Origin of the sequence: Desulfurobacterium sp. TC5-1 (assembly GCF_000421485.1) — a bacterium.
GTDB lineage: Bacteria > Aquificota > Aquificia > Desulfurobacteriales > Desulfurobacteriaceae > Desulfurobacterium_A.
Genome location: NZ_ATXC01000001.1, coordinates 515,503 through 531,700 on the forward strand (window position 1 = coordinate 515,503; position 16,198 = coordinate 531,700).

Here is a 16,198-nt window from a genome sequence, read left to right on the forward strand (position 1 = left end):
GAATATGGCTTTCTATAGTGTAAAATTCTACAAAACAACTTCAGGAGGCAGAAGATGGATGTGAAAAAAATCCCACCTGGCAAGAATGTTCCAGAAGATATCTATGCGGTAATTGAGATTCCCCAGGGTTCAAACATTAAGTATGAGGTTGACAAGGAAAGTGGTGCAGTTTTTGTTGACAGGTTCCTTTTCACCCCAATGTTTTATCCTGCAAATTACGGATTTGTTCCCAACACGCTTGCAGACGATGGTGATCCGATAGATGTTTTAGTTATATCAAGAGCACCAGTTGTTCCAGGAAGTGTTATAAGATGTAGGCCTATCGGCGTTTTAATAATGGAAGATGAGAGCGGTCAGGATGAAAAAATACTTGCCGTTCCTGTAGATAAGTTAGATCTTAAGTATAAAGATGTAAAAGAAATAACAGATCTTCCAGAGGCTGTTCTAAATGAAATTAAGCACTTCTTTGAACACTACAAAGATCTTGAACCTGGAAAGTGGGTAAAACTGAAAGAGTACAAAGGTTCTGAGGAGGCCAAAGCACTTATTATTAAAGCTGTTGAAAACTATAAAGGTTAAATTTCCGATACGGGGAAGATGCCAGGCGTCTTCCCTTTCTCTTTCTTTTTCCCTTCCAAATTTTAAAAAAATTCATAATTTATATCTTATACTTACTCCTGTTGATAAAATAAAAGCAGGGAGGATCTATCCTTATGGTGAACAGATACGTTGAAGAGCTTGATGAACTAAAAAGGGATTTTATTGAAATTTCAGATATGGCGAGAAGGATTATTTCTGAAGCCATGGAAGCTTTGATAGAAAGGGATGCAGAGAAAGCTCGTTCAACTTATGAGTACGATAAACTGATTGATCTTAAAGAGCTTGAAATTGAAGAAAAGTGTGTGAGAATTTTTGCCCTTTATCAGCCTGAAGCTTCTGACTTAAGGTTTGTTGTTTCAATATTGAAAAGTATTGGTGATCTTGAAAGGGTAGGTGATCTTGCAAGAGACATATGTGAGATAGCAATTTATCTTTCCGAGTATCCACCTATAAAGCCGTACGTTGACCTTCCAAGAATGGCAATAATAGTTAAGGAGATGCTTAAAGATGCCATCCTGTCTATTTTGAAAGGCGATATAGAGATGGCTAAAGAGGTTATTGAAAAGGATGATATAGTTGATAGTTTTTATGCAAGGATTACAGACGAACTTATAGAAATTGTTGAGAGCGATCCGAAGACTGCTCATATAGCGCTAAGGCTTATTCTTGTTACCCGTTCTTTAGAAAGGGTTGGTGACCATGCTACAAACATTGCTGAGTATGCTGTTTACATGAAGACGGGAGAAATAATCAAACATCAGAAGGCTTTAAAATGGCTTAGAGAACAAGAGGAGAAAGAAAGTGACGGAGGGAAAAAGTAAGAAACTGCCAGCCCGCCCCATAATCGTTATGATTCTTTTTTTCGGCTTTATAGTTTTTCTGCTTAACTGTTTTATAACAATTGATGCAGGAGAGGTAGGTGTAAGGCTAAGGTTAGGAAAGATTGATAAAGAGGAACTTTATCCAGGTTTCCATCTTGTTATTCCTGGTGTAGATAGAGTTGTTATCTTTTCAACGAGAGTTGAAAAGATTGATATGACTCAGCGAACAAGAAATCCAATATCTGCTCTTAGTATAGAGGGACTTCCTGCGGTTCTTGATGTTACAGTATTGTACAGGATTGTTCCTTCAAAAGCTGACGAAATATACAAAAATTTCGGCGAGGATTACGCTGATAAGCTCATTGTTCCGATAGCGAGAGAATCTGTGAGAAATATTGTCGCACAGTATAAAATAGAAGATTTGTATTCATCTAAAAGGGGTGAACTTCAGAAGAGAATTTTTGATGAGATAAAAAATCGTTTAAAAAGCGATAACATTCAGGTTGTCGATGTTCTGCTGAGAAACGTGAAGCTCCCGGCTAAAGTTGTAGAGAAGATAGAAGAAAAGCTCAGGGCGAAAGAGGAAGCTGAAAAGATGAAGTTTGTAATAGAGAAGGAAAGATTAGAAGCGGAAAGAAAAATAACGGAGGCAAAGGGTATAGCTGAGTCCAACAGGATCATAGCTAATTCTCTGTCGAAAGCTTACCTTCAGTGGTATTATTTACAGACGATTAAAAGCCTTGCAAACGGTCCCAATAATACATTTATAATAACGCCGTACGATAAAAACCTTGTTCCTCTTTTGAACCTTAACAAAAAATGATAAGTGTGGAGAATCCGTTAGAGTTTTTTAGATACGGGGTTTTCATTAAAGCTCTGATAGGTTCCGTTCTTTCCGGTTTTCTCTGTTCTCTTGTCGGGGTTTATGTTTTTTTGCGAAATATGTCTTTCATAGGTGCAGGTCTTGCCCATATAGCATTTGCCGGAATAGCTTTTGGCCTTCTTATCGGTAATTTTCCTCTACTGTGGGGATTTATATTCGCATTTATGGCTTCTTCTGCAATTTGGTTTTTAAACTATAAAGGGCGATTGACATTTGATGCTACAATAGGGGTTCTCTTTGCAACAAGCATGGGACTTGCCGTTCTCTTTTTAGGCATTTCTGGAAAATATAGGTCTGAAGCCCTTTCATACCTATTTGGAAGTCCGCTGATGGTGGAAAGTTCCGATGTCTGGATACTTGCTTTGACGGCAATTGTTATAACTGTTTTAACGGTTCTATTTTATAAAGAACTCTATTTGACGGTGTTTAGTGAAGAAATAGCTAAAGCTTCCGGTGTTCCTGTTGAAGTTATTACTTTTGCTGCTACCAGTTTTATAACTATTGCTGTTGTTGGAGCCATGAAGGCAGTCGGTGCCCTTTTAGTTTTTTCCCTTCTCGTGATGCCTCCTGCGGCTGCTTATGAAATAGTTAACAGTTTTAAAGAAATGATAGTTCTTTCAGTTGTTTTTGGTTTATTTTCGGCGTTTTCAGGGATGTTTTTTTCTCTTATGTTTAATGTTCCTTCCGGTTCTACAATTACTCTTGTCTCTTTCGCGATATTTCTGTTATCATATATAAAAAGAAGGAGGTTCTAAATTTTATGAACAAAAAAGTTAAAGTTCTTGTTGCGGGACCTTTTGATTCAGGAAAAACTACATTTATAAAAACTGCGAATATGGAGTGTTACGATGGTGTGGAAGTTCCCAATTTTGATCCTGTTGAAATAAAAGAATTATCTGGAACGACAACCGTTGGGCTTGATATATCTCATATAAATCTTAATGGAATTGATTTTATTCTTGTGGGCCTTCCGGGGCAAAAGCGGTTTTCCTTTTTATGGGACACTCTCGGAAACGATTATGATGCCATTTTAATTCTACACTCTGCTGAGCTTCCTCTTTCAGAAACAGAGTTTTATGTGAGCTTTTTTTCTAAAACCCCTTCCTGGAGGAGAGCAAAAAAGTTAATAATTCTTACAAAAAGGGATTTAAATCCAGGATTTGATGCAGTTAAGCTTTCTGAATTTGGCTTACCTGTTCTTTCCTGTGATCCGCGAAATAAAGAGGATGTTTACAATGTTCTAATGTTCCTTTACAATACAATTAGATATTCCTTAAATAAGGGAAAGAAGTAGGGGGATATCCCCCTAAAATTAAATCCACTTTGCAACGTCTTTTGCGAAGTAGGTAAGGATAATATCGGCACCTGCTCTTTTCATTGATAAAAGTGTTTCAAGAACAACCCTTTTTTCATCTATCCAGCCGTTTGCGGCAGCCGCTTTTATCATTGAATATTCGCCGCTAACGTTGTACGCTGCAGTTGGATACTTAAAATTCTCCTTCACAGCTCTGATAACGTCCATGTATGATAGTGCTGGTTTAACCATAACAATGTCAGCACCTTCTTCAATGTCGAGGGCTACTTCCCTTAAAGCTTCATTTATGTTGGCAGGATCCATCTGGTAACTTCTTCTATCCCCGAAGGATGGAGCAGATTCGGCAGCATCTCTGAAAGGTCCGTAGTATGCAGAAGCGTACTTTGCCGCGTACGACATTATCGGTATGTCTGTGAATCCAGCTTCGTCAAGTCCTTCTCTTATTGCTTTTATCATTCCATCCATCATGCCTGATGGAGCTACCATGTCAGCACCGGCCTTGGCGTGGGATACCACCTGCTTTTTGAGAAGCTCAAGGGTTTTATCGTTGTCAACGTCACAGACATTTCCATTGCACTTAAGGTATCCACAGTGACCGTGAGATGTGTACTCACAGAAACAGACGTCGGTAATTACGTACATATCGGGAACAGCTTCTTTAATAGCTCTTATGGAACGTTGAATTATTCCGTTGTCTGAAAAGCTATCGGAACCAAATTCATCTTTATGTTCGGGGATGCCAAACAGAATAATCGCTGGAATACCTAATTCTTTTACCTCTTTTACCTCTTCCACAACTTTATCAATTGAGTATCTAAACTGTCCAGGCATTGACTTGATTTCTTCCTTTATGCCTTCACCTTCAACGATAAATAGGGGATAGATAAGGTCGTCAACGCTTAAATGAGTTTCTCTTACCATTCTTCTGATATTTTCATTCTTTCTTAGCCTTCTTAACCTCAGCTGAGGAAATTTTCCCGTTATCATTTTTTCCCTCCATATTCTATTATCGTGTTGATTATACCGTTTAATGTGTATTCTTCCGGTATTTTCCAGACTTTAAAGTTAGCCTTTTCTATGGCATTAGCTGTTACATGTCCTATGGGAATGATTTTAGATTTTGAAAGGGCTTTTTCTCCTTTATCTTCTGAAAGTTTTAGAAAACTTTTAAATGTTGAGGGGCTGGTAAATGTGAATATATCAATTCCTTTTTCAATCTCTCTAATGAGATCTTCCTTAACTTCTTCGTTCACTATGGTTTCGTATGCGATAATTTCTTTAACTTCATTTCCTGTCTGTTTCAAAAATTCAGAGAAAACCTTTCTGGCCACTTTTGGTTTTATCAGTAAAAATTTCTTCCCTTTTATCTCCATTGTCTTTACCAGTTCTACAAGTCCTTCACCACTAAAGGTTTGAGGGACTAATGGTTCTATTCCTTCACTTTTAAGAAGTTTTGCGGTCGATTTTCCAACTGCTATTACACGAGCAGTTTTCAGGTAATCTATTGGAATTTTTGAAAGAAAATGTTTAACACCGTTTTTGCTTGAAAAAACTACAAAGTCAGGCTGGAAATTTTCTATTTCTTCAACCGAAAATGGAAGTGGGACGGTTTTGATAAGAGGGATAGCTATCGCAACTATCCCTTCATCATTAAGTTTGTCAATTTGTTCAGACGAAAGTTTTGAGGGAAAGAAAACCCTCATTTTTCTTCCTCTTTAAGACTCTCTAATATCTCTTTCCCGCCGCGGCTTAAAAGTCGCCGGGCTATGGCTCTTCCTGTCTCTTCGGGCTTTTCCTTTGGGAAAAGTCCTTCCTCTTTAAGGAATGTAGTACCGTCAAGGCTTGCGATGAATGCTCTTACATATATCCCATCTTCTTTTACTTCTGCGTAGCATCCCATGGGAACCTGGCAACCACCTTCAACCGTTTTAAGAAATGACCGTTCAATGGCTGCAGCAAGTTCACTTTTTTCGTCGTTAATGACGTCTCTTATGATTTTTTCAATTTCAGGGTCGTTTTCTCTTCCCTCTATTCCTAAAATACCCTGAGAGACGGAAGGAATCATTACGTCAGGTGAAAGGATTTCGTCTATTTCATTATCAAATCCCAACCTTTTAACGCCGGCAGCAGCAAGTATTATAGCGTCGTACTGCCCTTCTTTAAGTTTTCTTATCCTTGTATCTACGTTTCCGCGGAGGTCTTCTATCTGAAGATCAGGTCTTAAACGTTTAAGTTGAGCCTTTCTCCTTAAGGAGCTTGTTCCAACCTTTGCACCTTCAGGTAGTGTTTTGAACGTGAATCTACCGTTTGATAAGAAAGCGTCTCTTGGATCTTCTCTGTGAGAAAATGCTATTAATTTTAAACCTTCTGGAAGTACGCTTGGAACGTCTTTTAAACTGTGAACAGCTATATCAACTTCACCTTTCAACATCGCATCTTCTATTTCTTTCGTAAAAAGCCCTTTGTCACCAATCTTCGCAAGGGGTGCGTCAAGAATTTTATCCCCTTTTGTCACAATTTTTACAAGTTCGACTTCTATCTCTGGATATTTCTTCTGTACCTGTGCTTTTACCCACTCCGATTGCCACAAGGCAAGCTTGCTCTTTCTCGTTCCTATCCTGATTTTCAACTGGTTCCTCCGCAAATTTACTCTTTTGTAAGACCGAATATCTCTCTAAATACTTTTATATAGGTTTTTTCGTCGGGTGCTTTTTGTCTGAATGTTGTTATAGGAGTGTGTAGCAGTTTGTTTATTATTATCTGTGTTAGATAATCTACCTGTTCTTTCTGCTCTTCAGTAAGGTTCATCTTAGGTAATCTCTTTTCCAGTTCTTCTTTTCTTATCTTTTCTGCCTTTTGTTTAAGTTCCGCTATAAGTGGGGCAACTTCGTGTTCTTTAAGCCAATGGACAAATCGGTGGACACATCCTTCTATTATCTCTTCTGCTTCTTTTGCGGCCCTTTTTCTCTCTTCAAGGTTTGCTTCAACAACTTCTTTTAAATTGTCTATGTCAAAGAGATAGACATTTTCAATTCTGTCTATTGCTGGATCTATATCTCTTGGAACTGCAATGTCTATCAGGAATAGCGGTTTTCCACTTCGTCTGTTTTTCACTTTTTCTATCATCTCTTTGGTAATTACGTAACCGGATGCGCCAGTTGAACTTATTACAATGTCAGATGCTGTAAGGACGGATTCTATATCTTCAAGTTTAAAAGCTTTTCCACCAAACTCTTCTGCTAATTTTTCTGCTTTTTCAAGTGTTCTGTTGACGACAAATACCTTGTTTACACCAGTAGTTATTAGATGTTTAACGGCAAGCTCTGCCATTTCACCTGCACCAATTATGGCGACGTTTTTATCTGAAAGGTATCCGAATATCTTTTTGGCAAGTTCAACGGCAGCGAAGCTTATAGATACGGCATTCCTTGCTATACCTGTTTCTGTTCTGACCTTCTTTGAAACTTTAAGAGCAGTTTCACAGAATCTATTAATAACGACACCAGCTGTTCCCATTTCTCTTGCTTTTGCGAAAGCATCTTTGAACTGTCCGATGATTTGGGGTTCGCCTATCACCATTGAGTCCAGACTTGAGGCCACTCTGAAGCCGTGCCTTACTGCTTCTTCCTGACTTTTGAAGTAGAGAAATTTGTTAAGTTCGTCTTCTGTTAATCCACTCAATTTTGAGAGAAACGTTTTTACAGAAACAAACGGGTTGTCATTCCTTGAAACAAAGTAAAACTCTACTCTGTTGCACGTAGATAAAATCATACATTCATCAACAGGTGGAAGAGAGTTTAATTCAAGAATTGCACCTTCAAGTTTTTCGTCTTTGAGGGCAAACTTTTCTCTTATTTCTACCGGTGCTGTTTTGTGGTTCATACCGGTTACGCATATTTTCAGGTCACCCATTTAATAACCCCATAGTCAAAAAGAGTGAACTCCTTTAAATAGCAAATTAATACCGATAAAGTCTATCACAATAAGAATTGTTCCTGCAATGGAAAGGTAACATAGCTTCTTTCCGTGCCATTTCCCACTTATGTAAAGGTGAAGTATTGCCGCATAGATGAACCATGTTATTAGTGTAGCTACCTGTTTGGGATGCCAGCTCCAGTAAGTTCCGAATAGTTTCTGAGACCAGATTGCACCTGTAAACATAGAGAGTGTTATAAACGTGAATCCGAAACTTATGCTTTTGTAAATTATGTTTTCAAGAAGTCTTAGTGACGGGACTTTGTGGTAAAAGACCGAAAACTTTTTCTTTTTCAGCTGGTATTCAAGTATAAGATAAAGTATTGAAACTATTGTTGAAAATAGGAAAGCAGCATATCCCAAGAAGGCGCTTACTATGTGGACTGTTCCAACTGTGCCAAGAGGGAAAACATTTTTGGGAATTCCCTTTGAAAAGAGAGAGACACCCATAAAAAGAGTTGCCCACGGCGTCAGAAATATTCCTGATACGTGTAAACGGTACTTTGTAGAAAAGTAGAGAAAAATCGAAATTACAGATATTGCAAGGAGGGCAAAGGCCCCTTTTGGGGTAAACAGAACACTGCTTCCTTTTTCTATTATAAGAAGGATAATAAATAATCCATTCGTTAAAAAACCTATTCTGCTTGCGTAAAGTCCTACTATTGCAACTTTATCTTTTCTCGTTGTGAGGAAGAGGAAGTAGTGAAATGTCGATAGCAGATAGAGTATAAGGGTTGTTAGTCCTACGCTCTGTATGTTCATAGTCCCGGGTCCGCTTTCAGTTTTTCCTTCCTGTAATCAGGATAAAATTCCAGAAGTAATTTTACCAGTTTTTCAGCCTCTATCTGTCCCGGTGCTACAGGTTTCCCAAAAAACGTATAAGTTAAGAGAGAGCCAAAATAGAACCCATCAACTCTTGAGATAGCACCTTTGTCACCCATAAGCATAAAAATTTTCGGGATGTCTAAAGATTTCATTGTGCATAACGTATCTGCCACATCCTTTAAAGTGTTTGCTTTAAAAGCACACTTTACGATATCTCCACCAATTTCTTTTGCTTTTTCTACAATCTGCTTTATTTCCCGTGTTTGGGGGGTTTTTTCAAAGTCGTGGTATGAGATAATAATTTTTTTGCGGAGACCTTTGACAAATGTTATTACTCTTTTAATAATCATTTCTGCCCGTAGCTCTACATCTACCGCTGCTACAATGGGATGTTCTGCCACTTCCTTTATTATTCCGAGTCTTTCCTCTTCAGTTCCCGAAAACTTTCCACCTTCCCATACCGGCCTAACGGTGGCAACTGCATAAAAACCAAAGTCACCTATTGTGTCAAGAAATTTCTTTATGCTTGCCCTATCTATGCTTTTTATTAAATCTATGCGGGCTTCTATCAGGTCTATCTTGAGTTCCCGCGCTTTGAAAAGCTTTTCCTCTGTATTTTTATCATCTGTTGCAAGTATGACTCTGGGAATTTTTCCAAGCTCAACAGTCCCAAGTAGCATTTCTTTACCTGTGCCTGTAAATTTTCACTTCAACATCCTGAACTGTTACCAGCCCTTCTTCAAGGAAAGTATCTATAAATGATATGAAGTCTTCTATTTTTTTCTCTTCATCGATTATCTCTATGATTAGGGGAAGGTTAAAAGATAGGGCAAGCACGCTAATTGTATGTATTTCAGAATGAGAGCCAATGCCAGCTGCAGCTTTAATAACGGTTGCACCGGCCAGACCTCTCTCTTTTACGGATTTCAGAATATATTTCCATAGAAGTTCACCGTTGTATTTATCTTCACTATCTATAAATATTCTGAGTAATTTCTCTTTCTTCATCCGATACCTCCTTAATACTCTCTTGTAACACGAAGAACCTCTTCAGGTGTTGTGTCGCCTTTTGCGATTTTTATTCTACCAATATCTCTCAACGTTCTCATTCCCTCAAGGATAGCAATCTGACGGATATCGTCGCTGGTTTTCCCTTTCAATATGGCGTCTCTGACTTTATGGGACATTTCAAGAACTTCGTAAAATCCAACTCTTCCCTTATAACCAGTACCGTTACAGTAGTCACAACCTTTCCCTCTGTATGTTTTTATCGTAGCTGCTTCTTCTTTTGAAAAACCTACTTCCATTAAGACTTCAATAGGATATTTGTAGGGTTCTTTGCATTTAGGGCAAATTCTCCTTGCAAGCCTCTGGGCTATTACAAGAAGGACTGATGATGAAACCAGGAACGGTTCTATTCCCATATCTAACAATCTTGTCACAGTGCTTGGTGCATCGTTTGTGTGAAGTGTTGAAAATACAAGGTGACCGGTAAGAGCTGATTCAATGGCTATCTGAGCTGTCTCTTTGTCCCTTATCTCACCAACCATGATAATGTCAGGGTCCTGTCTTAGAAACGCTCTCAGTACTCTCGCAAAATCAAGCCCTATTTCGTGTTTTATCTGAACCTGATTGATTCCGTAAAGGTTATATTCTACCGGGTCTTCAGCTGTCATTATGTTAACTTCTGGTGTGTTAACCGTTAGAAGGGAGGAATATAGCGTTGTTGTTTTACCGGAGCCTGTAGGTCCGGTAACAAGAACCATACCGTAAGGTGCTTTAATTGCCTTCATGAGGAGTTTATATTCTCTTTCCTCAAGCCCCAATTTTGACAGGTCAAGTTGAAGGTTTCCTTTGTCGAGAATCCTGAGAACAATTTTCTCACCGAATACCGTTGGAAGAGTTGAAACCCTGAAATCTATTTTTCTGCCTTTATACTTAACCGACATTCTGCCGTCTTGTGGAAGTCTTTTTTCGGCAATATCAAGATTACTTAAGACTTTAAAACGTGCTGATACGGCATCTTTAATTTCCGGGGAATACTTTCCTACAACGTGCAGGACTCCGTCAATCCTGTATCTTATTCTTAGTTCCTTCTCAAACGGTTCAATATGAATATCACTGGCACCTCTTTTGAGAGCTTCAAGGACTATAGCGTTAACGAGCTTAACAATGGGTGCTTGAGTTGCAAGTTGTTTCAGGTTGTCAAGAGAAACAACATTTTCTTTGACAGGTGTTTCTTCTAAATCTTCTATTTCTGCTGATTCCTTTTCTGTTAAAAGTTCCTGGCGCAGTTTTGAGAAGAAATCCTCCTCTATCTTTCCATAGACTTCTTCAAGTTTCTGTTTAATTCTAAAGGGTAAGGCCACGTAAGGTTCTATTTTGAAGCCTGTTGAGAATCTTAATCGTTCTATTGTCTGCAGGTCGGATGGATCTGCCATAGCAAGCTTTAGGTTTGGACCTATTCTACCGATGGGAAGGAGCATATTTTTTTCGGCAGTACTCTGGGGAATTATCTTTACAATATCCTCATCTAAACTAATTTCTCTTAAGTCAACAGATGGAACACCGTAAACCTGAGATAAGATTTGGAGGAGAGTTTCCTCCTTTATGAGGTTGTTCTTTATAAGGCCTTCAAAAAAATCCTCATTTGTTTTCTTTATCTTTTCGAGTTTTTCTAAGGGGATCCCAAGCTCAACAAGCTTTTTTTCTATCTGGCGCAGGATTGCTTTATCCATATCCAAAGACTCCTTAATCCTTAGTAGCAGCCTCTTTTAATTTGTGTAATAAATCAGCAGGACTTCTAACAGGCAATTCTATCACATCAATCAGGTCTTCGGCATAGCTGTCTTTTATTTTAATACCTTTCAGTTTTTCTTTTAGAACCTGTCTATCCTCTATAGGGAATGACAATCCCTTTATTACTGTTAAAACTTCTACAGGCCAGACGACGCCAAAAAGTTGGGAAAGATAAGTTTTGCATACAGAGACAACAAAAGGCACGTTGTCTCTTCCCTCTTTAACTTCTCTATAAGCTAATTTTGCAAGGCCTCCAGCTGTATGGACTTTGATGTCTTTGCTTTCTAACTCGCCTTCCAGCTTTTTAAGAACCAGATCTGGATCTGCAGAAAGCATATTCCTGACTGTCTGTTTTGTTATTCCTATAAATTCGGCTATTTCATCTTCTGTTTTCATTCCCTCTTCTTTTAGTACAACTGCGTAACACGCCTCCATCAGGCTGGGGACCCATGTGAGATTTCTGTATTCAAATAATTTCTTGGGTCCGCCGATAATTTCCAGTGCTTTGAGGAATACGCGGAGGGCAAGTGTGTCATAATCCTTCTCTTGAGGTTTTATTTCTAATACCATCTTCCACCTCCCGTCAGGTTTGAGAAATTTTTTCTACTGATTTAAAATTATGGTCGCTCTCAGGAAGTTGCGTAATTTGTCTCCACTTTTATTTTATATAATTTCATAGAAGCCTTTGTTAAATCAATCATAGTTTTAGGAGATAGGATATGAAGAGGAGAGTTGTCGTTACAGGTGTAGGCGTGGTATCACCTGCTGGAAGTGATGTTGATACATTCTGGAGCAATCTTACAGCGGGAAAGTCCTGTATAACAAAGATTACGAAGTTTGATGCTTCTGATTTTCCCGTTCAGATTGCTGGTGAGGTTAAGGATTTTGATCCCCTTAAGTACTTTGATAAGAAAGATGTGAGAAAGACTGATGAGTTTATCCAGTATGCAGTTGCAGCCTCTGTTCAGGCTATAGAGATGTCAAAGCTTGACCTTGATTCAATTGATCTTGAAAGGGCAGGTGTTCTCATAGGTTCAGGTATAGGTGGAATCGGGACAATAGAAAAACAGCACGAAATTTTAATGAAAAAGGGACCAAAAAGAATCTCACCGTTTTTTGTTCCTATGGAAATTATAAATATGGCTTCAGGATTTGTTTCTATAAGATTTGGTTTCAAAGGTCCTAACATTTCAGTTGTAACCGCGTGCGCAACGGGAACTCATGCTATTGGTGAAGCTTTCAGGACAATTCAGTATGGCGATGCTGACATTATGATTGCAGGTGGTACAGAAAGTGCTATAACACCTTTAAGTGTTGCTGGGTTTGCAGCTGCAAGAGCTCTTTCAACGAGAAACGATGAGCCAGAAAAAGCAAGCCGTCCCTTTGATAAAAACAGAGACGGTTTTGTAATGGGTGAAGGTTGCGGAATTCTCATATTAGAAGAATATGAGCATGCAGTTAAAAGGGGAGCACCTATCCTTGCGGAAGTTGCAGGTTATGGGACGAGTGGCGATGCTTACCACATAACAGCTCCTGCCCCTAATGGTGAAGGTGCCGCAAGAGCTATTAGGAATGCAATTAACGATGCAGGTATTAAACCTGAAGACATTGATTATATCAATGCTCATGGAACATCTACGAAATTTAATGACATGTATGAGACGATGGCCATAAAGTCTGTCTTTGGTGATTACGCGTATAAGGTTAAGATAAGCAGTATTAAATCCATGATAGGGCATCTCCTTGGAGCTGCCGGCGGTGTTGAGTGTGTTGCCTCAGTTCTTACATTAAAAACGGGGATTATCCCGCCGACGATAAATTACGAAGAACCTGATCCGGAATGTGATCTTTACTACGTACCAAATAAGGCTGAGAGGGCAGATGTAAAGTATGTTCTCAAAAGCAACTTTGGTTTTGGCGGCACAAATGCGTGTCTTGTAATAAAGAAATATGAGGAAGGATAGGACGTTGAGTTTTTTCCTTGAAAAGATAAAACAGCTTGAAGAGAGAATAGGATATCACTTTAAAAACAGGGAGCTCCTTATGCGGGCTCTCACACATACTTCTTACGCTTTTGAGAAAAAAGATGAAATTGAAAATTACGAGGTTCTTGAATTTTTGGGCGATTCGGTTATTGGTCTTATAGTTAGTGAAAAGTTAATTGAAAGATTTCCTAAAAAAAGTGAGGGTGAACTTTCGCAGATAAGAGCTTTTCTGGTTAGCGAGCCTTCTCTTGCAAAACTTGCAAGGACAGTTAATCTGGGTTCTTTTATTCTTTTAGGAAGGGGTGAACTTAAGTCCGGTGGTAAGGAAAAGGAGTCTATTCTCTGCGACGTTTTTGAATCGCTCTTTGGTGCTATTTACCTTGATTCAAACTTTGAAACTGCTAAAACTGTCTTTTGCAATGTTTTCTTAAGCAAAATGTGGGAAATATTAGAAAACACGAAAACCTACAAAGATTATAAAAGTTATCTTCAGGAAATTACACAGAGGGATTTTAAAACAATTCCGGAATACAGGGTTGTGAAAGAAGAAGGGCCTGAGCATTCCAAAGAATTTACCGTTGAATGTATAGTAAATGAGATAAAAACGGTTTCTAAGGGGAAATCTAAAAAAGAGGCAGAACAGTCGGCTGCTGAAAAAATGCTCGAGAAGTTGGGGATTTTATGAGGGAGTATAACCGTTTTCTTCTTCTATCTTCCTCACCAAGGAGAAGGCAGATTCTTTCGATGGTAGGGATTCCTTTCAGGGTTTACTCGTCGTTTAATATTCGTGAAAACCTGACAGGTGCTCCTGAAGTGACAGCGGTAGAAAATGCTGTTTTGAAAGTTATGGCTGGAAGCTCTTTGCAGAAGAGTGACGAAATAGCTTTAGCTGCAGATACAATCGTTGTTATCGATGGTGAGATATTAGGAAAACCTTCAAACAGAATCGAGGCTGCGGAGTTCTTAAGTTTACTTTCTGGTAGAGAACACAGCGTTATTACAGGATTTGCTTTGAAACTGCCTGAGGGAGATCTAATTAAGGGTTTTGAAAAAACAGAGGTTGTTTTTAAACCTCTTACCGGAGAAGAGATAGATTGGTATATTGAAACTGGCGAGCCGGATGATAAGGCTGGCGCTTATGGGATTCAAGGGCATGGGGCGATTTTTATAGAAAAGATAAATGGGGATTTCTTCAATGTAATGGGCTTACCTATTGCTAAAATTTATGATATTCTATTAAACATCGGTATAGATATTAAAAAGATGGTGGGTAGATGATTATGGATGCAGGAATAATGACAACGCTTGTGGCAGGGGTATTCGGTGCATTAGGTATGGTTATAGGATTTGTTATAGGTAGAATGTCATCTTCGAAGCCGGTTCAGGATTACACGCCCATTTTAAGAGGGCTGGAATCTACCGTGAAATCTTTGCAGGACGAGGTAGTGGATTTAACAAAGAAGATATCTCTGTCCACAGAGGAAATTTTGGAAAAGTATAAAGAACAGATAGAGGCGATAATTAGTCAGTTAGAGGATCTTAAAACACATATTGGTGCATCAGGAATATCTATTAAGAGTGCTGAAACTATTGATTCCGTTATTAATCAGTTGAAAGAATCTCTCAATGCGTCTTTACCTTCAGTAAATCTTGATGATCAGGTAATAATGAAAATAAAAGATAAAATAGACATAATAAGAGCGGAAATAGAGTCTATTAAACTTTCCATGGAAGAAGCTAAGAAAAAAGAAGAAAAAACGGCAGTGCCGTCTATAGATACCGATAAAATTAAAGAAGCTATAAACATGGCACGAGAGATAAACGAAGAGGCAGTTAAAGGCGATCTCATAAGCCTTATGTATGCTTTTAAAGAGGACGATAAGAAAGATCTTCTCAAGAGTATAGATGAAATAGCTCTTAATTCAAAGCAACTGGTTTTAATTCTTGAAGACCTCATTAAATCGGTAAAAGAGAGGGAAACAAAATGAAGGTTCTCTACGCAGATGCTAAAAAGACGTGGCATACGCTTATGGAAAAGGTTCTGGCACCGAGAGGTGTTGAGTTAATTCATGCTGAAACCTTAAAAGAAGTTTTAAATAAAGTAAATACAGAAAAGCCAGAAGTGGCAATAATAAATGTTGCTCTTAAAAATGGTAAGGCTTATGATGTAATTCCAGATATTTTATCGGCCGGTATTCCTGTAGTTTTTATAGGTCTTAAAAGTGAGGGTTTTGACGAAGAAAAAGCAAAGGAAATGGGCGTTAAGTTTGTGCTTCCCAAGCCTTTCACAGTTGACGATTTATTTAGACTTGTCAATGAAGCAAGGCTTGAAAAACCAAAAATGGAAGTGAAAGCTGAAAAGCCAGAAATAGTTCTTACCGGCGGCAAGAAAGAGCATCCGGAAGAAATAGAGATAACGCCAGCTGAAGAGGTAATGGAGATACAACCAATAGAGGAAAATGTTCTTCATATAGGTGGTGAAGAGACGGAACTTGAGCCTATAACGTTAGAGCCTGAATCTTCAGAAGAGACTATAGCTATTCAGCCAATAGAGGGTGGTATATCTCTTGAAGAAAAAGAGGAAAAAACACCTGTTTTAGAAGAAGAAACTTCTGAAAAGGAAAAACTTGCTCAGGCATTTGGTGTTTCTAAATTTGAAGAACCTGAGAAAGTACCTCAAGAAGTGGAAAAAGAAACAGAAGAGAAAACTGCAGAGGAGGTTCAAAAGTCGGTTGAAGAGGAACCTTCAGAAACTTCGCCTGTAGAAAAGGTAGAACCGCAGCAACCTGTTGTTCCTGAAGCGGAAGTTTCACCTGTTGAAAAGATAGACATTGAAGACCTGAAAAAACAGTTAAAAGAAGAGTTAGCGGAAGAATTCAAAAAAGAGGCAGAAGAAATCATAAAATCTATTGCTTGGGAAGTTATTCCCGATATGGCAGAGAAGGTTATAAGAGAAGAGATAGAAAAATTCATAAGAAGCAGGTTAGTGTAACCT

At 38.5% G+C, this 16,198-nt stretch carries 19 protein-coding genes; 10 read left to right on the forward strand and 9 right to left on the reverse strand.

The window, feature by feature from the left end; genetic code table 11:
* Positions 1-54 precede the first annotated feature (54 nt).
* The 5 genes from ppa to H153_RS09820 all read left to right on the forward strand — a co-directional run bounded on the left by ppa (position 55) and on the right by H153_RS09820 (position 3,598).
* Positions 55-579 (forward strand): inorganic diphosphatase, encoded by a 525-nt coding sequence (gene ppa / locus H153_RS0102540; RefSeq protein WP_022846571.1) that lies wholly within the window; start codon positions 55-57, stop codon positions 577-579.
* Between the two features lie 134 nt (positions 580-713).
* On the forward strand, positions 714-1,421 hold the full coding sequence (gene phoU, locus H153_RS0102550) for a phosphate signaling complex protein PhoU (protein WP_022846573.1): 708 nt from the start codon (positions 714-716) through the stop codon (positions 1,419-1,421).
* Positions 1,402-2,244, forward strand: a complete 843-nt coding sequence (locus H153_RS09070) for a prohibitin family protein (protein WP_022846574.1) — start codon at positions 1,402-1,404, stop codon at positions 2,242-2,244. The genes phoU and H153_RS09070 overlap by 20 nt, the downstream gene beginning before the upstream one ends.
* A 5-nt stretch (positions 2,245-2,249) precedes the next feature.
* Positions 2,250-3,059 (forward strand): metal ABC transporter permease, encoded by an 810-nt coding sequence (locus H153_RS0102560; protein ID WP_231378247.1) that lies wholly within the window; start codon positions 2,250-2,252, stop codon positions 3,057-3,059.
* Between the two features lie 5 nt (positions 3,060-3,064).
* Positions 3,065-3,598: a hypothetical protein gene (locus H153_RS09820; protein WP_022846576.1), complete on the forward strand. Its 534-nt coding sequence runs from the start codon at positions 3,065-3,067 to the stop codon at positions 3,596-3,598.
* An 18-nt stretch (positions 3,599-3,616) separates the two neighbouring features.
* On the opposite strand, the gene hemB is transcribed toward H153_RS09820, so the two are convergent.
* From hemB to H153_RS0102610, 9 genes are read right to left on the reverse strand one after another with little or no spacing between them, the layout of a single operon-like run.
* Positions 3,617-4,606, reverse strand: coding sequence for a porphobilinogen synthase (hemB, locus tag H153_RS0102570; RefSeq protein WP_022846577.1), 990 nt, complete (start codon positions 4,604-4,606; stop codon positions 3,617-3,619).
* Positions 4,603-5,322 carry a uroporphyrinogen-III synthase gene (locus H153_RS0102575; RefSeq protein ID WP_022846578.1) on the reverse strand — a complete coding sequence of 240 codons (720 nt, stop codon included), beginning with the start codon at positions 5,320-5,322 and terminating at the stop codon, positions 4,603-4,605. Before H153_RS0102575 ends, hemB begins: the two co-directional genes overlap by 4 nt.
* Positions 5,319-6,263 (reverse strand): hydroxymethylbilane synthase, encoded by a 945-nt coding sequence (gene hemC, locus H153_RS0102580; RefSeq protein ID WP_343122674.1) that lies wholly within the window; start codon positions 6,261-6,263, stop codon positions 5,319-5,321. The genes H153_RS0102575 and hemC overlap by 4 nt, the downstream gene beginning before the upstream one ends.
* 2 nt (positions 6,264-6,265) lie before the next feature.
* Entirely contained in the window at positions 6,266-7,531 is a 1,266-nt protein-coding gene (gene hemA / locus H153_RS09080) for a glutamyl-tRNA reductase (RefSeq protein ID WP_022846580.1), read from the reverse strand.
* 15 nt (positions 7,532-7,546) lie between these two features.
* Positions 7,547-8,356 carry a cytochrome c biogenesis protein CcsA gene (gene ccsA, locus H153_RS0102590; RefSeq protein ID WP_022846581.1) on the reverse strand — a complete coding sequence of 270 codons (810 nt, stop codon included), beginning with the start codon at positions 8,354-8,356 and terminating at the stop codon, positions 7,547-7,549.
* The gene (gene aroD, locus H153_RS0102595) at positions 8,353-9,099 is read right to left on the reverse strand and encodes a type I 3-dehydroquinate dehydratase (protein ID WP_022846582.1); all 747 of its coding nucleotides are present in this window, start codon (positions 9,097-9,099) and stop codon (positions 8,353-8,355) included. The genes ccsA and aroD overlap by 4 nt, the downstream gene beginning before the upstream one ends.
* A gap of 4 nt (positions 9,100-9,103) precedes the next feature.
* The gene (locus H153_RS0102600) at positions 9,104-9,427 is read right to left on the reverse strand and encodes a DUF190 domain-containing protein (RefSeq protein WP_022846583.1); all 324 of its coding nucleotides are present in this window, start codon (positions 9,425-9,427) and stop codon (positions 9,104-9,106) included.
* Between the two features lie 11 nt (positions 9,428-9,438).
* Positions 9,439-11,157: a type IV-A pilus assembly ATPase PilB gene (pilB, locus tag H153_RS0102605; RefSeq protein WP_022846584.1), complete on the reverse strand. Its 1,719-nt coding sequence runs from the start codon at positions 11,155-11,157 to the stop codon at positions 9,439-9,441.
* Positions 11,158-11,170: 13 nt separating this feature from the next.
* Complete coding sequence (locus tag H153_RS0102610) at positions 11,171-11,788, reverse strand: bacterio-opsin activator HTH domain-containing protein (RefSeq protein WP_022846585.1); 618 nt, start codon at positions 11,786-11,788, stop codon at positions 11,171-11,173.
* 149 nt (positions 11,789-11,937) lie between these two features.
* Here H153_RS0102610 and fabF point away from each other — a divergent pair, with 149 nt between their 5' ends.
* From fabF to H153_RS0102635, 5 genes are read left to right on the forward strand one after another with little or no spacing between them, the layout of a single operon-like run.
* Positions 11,938-13,182, forward strand: coding sequence for a beta-ketoacyl-ACP synthase II (gene fabF, locus H153_RS0102615; RefSeq protein WP_022846586.1), 1,245 nt, complete (start codon positions 11,938-11,940; stop codon positions 13,180-13,182).
* A 4-nt stretch (positions 13,183-13,186) separates the two neighbouring features.
* Positions 13,187-13,888: a ribonuclease III gene (rnc, locus tag H153_RS0102620; RefSeq protein WP_022846587.1), complete on the forward strand. Its 702-nt coding sequence runs from the start codon at positions 13,187-13,189 to the stop codon at positions 13,886-13,888.
* Positions 13,885-14,481, forward strand: coding sequence for a Maf family protein (locus H153_RS0102625; protein WP_022846588.1), 597 nt, complete (start codon positions 13,885-13,887; stop codon positions 14,479-14,481). Before rnc ends, H153_RS0102625 begins: the two co-directional genes overlap by 4 nt.
* Positions 14,478-15,191, forward strand: a complete 714-nt coding sequence (locus H153_RS0102630; RefSeq protein WP_022846589.1) for a hypothetical protein — start codon at positions 14,478-14,480, stop codon at positions 15,189-15,191. Before H153_RS0102625 ends, H153_RS0102630 begins: the two co-directional genes overlap by 4 nt.
* Positions 15,188-16,195 carry a response regulator gene (locus H153_RS0102635; protein ID WP_022846590.1) on the forward strand — a complete coding sequence of 336 codons (1,008 nt, stop codon included), beginning with the start codon at positions 15,188-15,190 and terminating at the stop codon, positions 16,193-16,195. Before H153_RS0102630 ends, H153_RS0102635 begins: the two co-directional genes overlap by 4 nt.
* Positions 16,196-16,198 lie beyond the last annotated feature (3 nt).